The following is a 4,010-nucleotide window of genomic DNA, read 5'->3' as shown; positions in this document are numbered from 1 at the left end:
CTTCTCCAGCGCGTCGTCCAGCTTCAGCGGCGTCTGGCCGCCGAACTGGACGATGACGCCGACCAGCTCGCCCGAGGCCTGCTCGGCGCGCAGGATCTCCAGCACGTCCTCCGCCGTCAGCGGATCGAAATAGAGGCGGTCGGAGGTGTCGTAGTCGGTCGAGACCGTCTCCGGGTTGCAGTTGACCATGATCGCTTCATAGCCGGCGTCGCGCAGCGCGAAGGCGGCATGGCAGCAGCAATAGTCGAACTCGATGCCCTGGCCGATGCGGTTCGGGCCGCCGCCGAGGATGACGACCTTCTTGCGCGCCGACACGCGCGCTTCGTTGGCGGGTTCGCCGACGAAGGGCACTTCATAGGTCGAGTACATGTAGGCGGTAGGCGAGGCGAACTCGGCGGCGCAGGTGTCGATGCGCTTGTAGACCGGGTGAACGTCGAGCTTTTCGCGAGCCTTTTGGACGACTTCGGCATCGGTCTTGGTCAGCGAGGCGAGGCGGGCGTCGGAAAAGCCCATCGCCTTCAGCATGCGCAGATTGACGGCATCCTGCGGCAGGCCGTGCTCGCGGATGCGCTCCTCCATGGCGATGATGCCGGCGATCTGCTCGAGGAACCACGGGTCGATCTTGCACATGGCGTGCACGTCTTCGAGCGACGTGCCCATGCGGATCGCCTGCGCTACCATGCGCAGCCGGTCCGGCGTCGGCGTGCCGAGCGCGGCGCGGATCGCGTTGCGGTCGTCGGCATGGCTGGCGGCGGCGCTGCCATGGCCGAGGCCGGGGATTTCGATCTCATCCAGGCCGGTCAGGCCGGTCTCCAGTCCGCGCAAGGCCTTCTGCAGGGATTCCTGGAAGGTGCGGCCGATGGCCATCACCTCGCCCACCGACTTCATGGCGGTGGTCAGCACCGGCTCGGCGCCGGGGAACTTCTCGAAGGCGAAGCGTGGAATCTTCGTCACCACGTAGTCGATGGTCGGCTCGAAGGAGGCCGGCGTCGCCCCGCCGGTGATGTCGTTCTCCAGCTCGTCCAGCGTGTAGCCGACGGCGAGCTTGGCCGCGACCTTGGCGATCGGGAAGCCGGTAGCCTTCGAGGCAAGGGCGGAAGAGCGCGAGACGCGCGGGTTCATCTCGATGACGACGAGCCGGCCGTCGGCCGGGTTGACGGCGAACTGCACGTTGGAGCCACCGGTCTCAACGCCGATCTCGCGCAGCACCGCGATCGAGGCGTTGCGCATCATCTGATACTCTTTGTCGGTGAGCGTCAGGGCTGGGGCGACGGTGATTGAATCGCCCGTGTGCACGCCCATCGGGTCGAGGTTCTCGATCGAGCAGATGATGATGCAATTGTCCGCCTTGTCGCGGACGACTTCCATCTCATACTCCTTCCAGCCGAGCACGCTTTCCTCGATCAGCACCTCGGTGGTGGGCGAGGCGTCGAGGCCGGACTGGACGATGTCGTAGAATTCGGCGCGATTGTAGGCGATGCCGCCGCCGGTGCCGCCCATGGTGAAGGAGGGGCGGATGATCGCCGGCAGGCCGACATGGTCGAGCGCCTGGGCGGCGATCGCCATGGCATGGCTGATATAGCGCTGCTTGCGGTCGCCTTCGCCGAGGTTCCAGCGGGTCTCCAGCGCGTCGAGCGCGGCATCGAGGTTTTCCGGGTTCTCCGCCTTCAGCGCCGCGCGCTCGGCCTCATGCGTCTTGCGGTCGGCGTTCTTGACCTCGGTGGCGTTGGCCAGCATCGAGCGCGGCGTCTCCAGCCCGATCTTGCTCATTGCCTGGCGAAACAGCGCGCGGTCCTCGGCCTTGTCGATGGCATGGGCGTCGGCGCCGATCATCTCTACTTGATAGCGCTCCAGCACGCCCATGCGCCGCAGCGAGAGCGCCGTGTTGAGCGCCGTCTGGCCGCCCATGGTCGGCAGCAGCGCGTCCGGGCGCTCCTTGGCGATGATCTTGGCCACCACCTCGGGCGTGATCGGCTCGATATAGGTGGCGTCGGCCAGCTCCGGATCGGTCATGATGGTGGCCGGATTGGAGTTGACCAGGATGACGCGGAAGCCCTCTTCCTTCAGCGCCTTGCAGGCCTGGGTGCCGGAATAGTCGAACTCGCAGGCCTGGCCGATGACGATGGGGCCGGCCCCGATGATCAGGATCGACTTGATGTCGGTGCGTCTTGGCATAGTCGAAAAATCCGTTCGGCGAGCGGCTTGCACGAAAAACCGGGCGGGGGAGGACCCGGCCGGTTGTGCTTGCGATTCTGGTATCAGGCTAGGAGGGCCTTATAGGGAAGAGTTTTGCGGGATGTAACCCCGAAAATGCGGGTTTTTGGGTTGGCCCGCTATTCCCCCAGCGCCAGCTGATCCGTGATCTCGAAGCGCTCTGAAACGCCGATCCGGATCATGTTGAGCGTGCCTTCGCGGGTGAAGCGGAATTCGTCGGCCGAGTCCGAGCTGCTCGGCTGGCCGCCATGGAAGGTGATGATGCGCGCACCGCCATCCGGCCAAGTCACCGTGACATCACTGTCGCCATCCTTGCGCGCGACGGTCACCGCGCAGCGGGTCATCGGCTGGCCGATGTGGCGCGCGCAGGGAATGCCGCCGGCCGCGTCCGGGGGAGGGGCATCGGATTCGGTGCTCGCCGAGGTCACGAAAGCGAGACCGTAGGCGTCCAGCATGGCGGTCCTGACGATCTCGGTCGCGGAAGGCGGATCGGCCGGCTCGCCGCCGCCCAGGCGCGCCGCTATATCAGCCGGCGGCTCTTCGGGAGGTGGCTGAGGCGCGGCAGCCGCGGCCGAAGCGGTGCTGTCTTCAGGGGGCGACGCCGGGTTATTGGGGCTGAGATAGCGCGCCGGCGCCCAGCCGGTTATGCGGGCGTCCTGCGTGTCCTCGACCTTGCACCATGGATTGTTGTTGACGGCCTTGCAGCCGTAATTCTTTACCGCCGCGCCGTTGGGCAGGCGCGCTTCGATCTTTCCGCCCGCTGAAGCGGTAGCGCGAATGTTGAGCAAATCATCCGGCGCGAGACCACCGATGATCGAAATGATTGTGCCTGGCGCATCCTGAGCCAGGGCCGGGAGGGCGACCAGGCACAAAGGGGCGGCGATCAGCAGCGTCGATCGGAGCGTGACTTTGCGCTTCATCCCTCGGCCATAAGCAATGCACTTCAAACGTGGCGCTCAATCCTGGATATGAGCTCCCTCAATCCTGGATGAGCTGCGCTCAATCCTTTATAAAACCGGTCCGCAGCGCTCGCGCCCATTCCGGTCTTCCCGCTTGTTCCGCCTGCTTTGCGGCGGCTTCATGGTCGTAGTCGACGGCGATGCTCTCGAAGCGGCTGGGACTGCCGTCCTTGCCCAGCTCGACGATGCCGTAGCGGGCGTGCGGCGAGCCTTGCTCCGAGACATGCGCCGGCGGCGTGTCGTCGTCATAGGCCGGGCAGCCGACGCTACCGGGATTGAAGATGACCGGACCGCCGGGGATGCGGATGAGCTCGTTACGGTGGCTGTGGCCGCACAGCACCAGGCGGCAGGCCGGATCGAGCGGCTTCAGCCGGCGCCTGATCGCGGCCAGCGGCGCGCGCACCAGCTGGCCGTCGACAATGGCGTCGGTGAGATATTTCTCGTCATGGTCCGGCCGGGCGTGGAAGGCGGTGACACCGGGTGCGATCTCCAATGTCAGCGGCAGGGCGAGCAACGCCTGGCGCTGCGACGCGGTCAGCCGTTCCTGGGCGTAGCGATCGGACGGCCACATGGTTTCGTCGGCCGTGTCCTGCGCGACGCGGCGGTCGTGGTTGCCGCGCACCGTCGGCAGCTTCAGCGCCTGCAACCGTTCCATCGTCTCGCGTGGCCAGAGCGGGCCGGAGACGCAGTCGCCGAGATCGACGGTGACGTCGGCACCGCCGCGCCGGTTCAGATCGTCGAGCACGGCATCCAATGCCAGGAGGTTGCCATGAATGTCAGCGAGAACGGCGATGCGCATGCGGTTCAGGCCGAAACCTCGACTTCGGCGGTGCCGAC

Annotated in this window: 3 protein-coding genes; all 3 read right to left on the bottom strand. The window is 66.2% G+C overall.

Translation table 11 applies throughout. From position 1 onward, the window contains the following. Window positions 1-2,175, bottom strand: a 2,175-nt coding sequence (gene carB, locus EOA28_RS27290; RefSeq protein ID WP_128315473.1) for a carbamoyl-phosphate synthase large subunit, incomplete at its 3' end; no start/stop codon positions are given. Between the two features lie 158 nt (window positions 2,176-2,333). Then, window positions 2,334-3,134, bottom strand: coding sequence for an SH3 domain-containing protein (locus EOA28_RS27285; RefSeq protein WP_127251249.1), 801 nt, complete (start codon window positions 3,132-3,134; stop codon window positions 2,334-2,336). A 79-nt stretch (window positions 3,135-3,213) separates the two neighbouring features. After that, window positions 3,214-3,972 (bottom strand): metallophosphoesterase family protein, encoded by a 759-nt coding sequence (locus tag EOA28_RS27280; RefSeq protein WP_127251248.1) that lies wholly within the window; start codon window positions 3,970-3,972, stop codon window positions 3,214-3,216. Window positions 3,973-4,010: the final 38 nt, after the last annotated feature.

The sequence above is a fragment of the Mesorhizobium sp. M2A.F.Ca.ET.067.02.1.1 genome, from assembly GCF_004023285.1.
Classification (GTDB): Bacteria; Pseudomonadota; Alphaproteobacteria; order Rhizobiales; family Rhizobiaceae; genus Mesorhizobium.
This window is presented reverse-complemented; position numbering and strand designations above follow the sequence as displayed.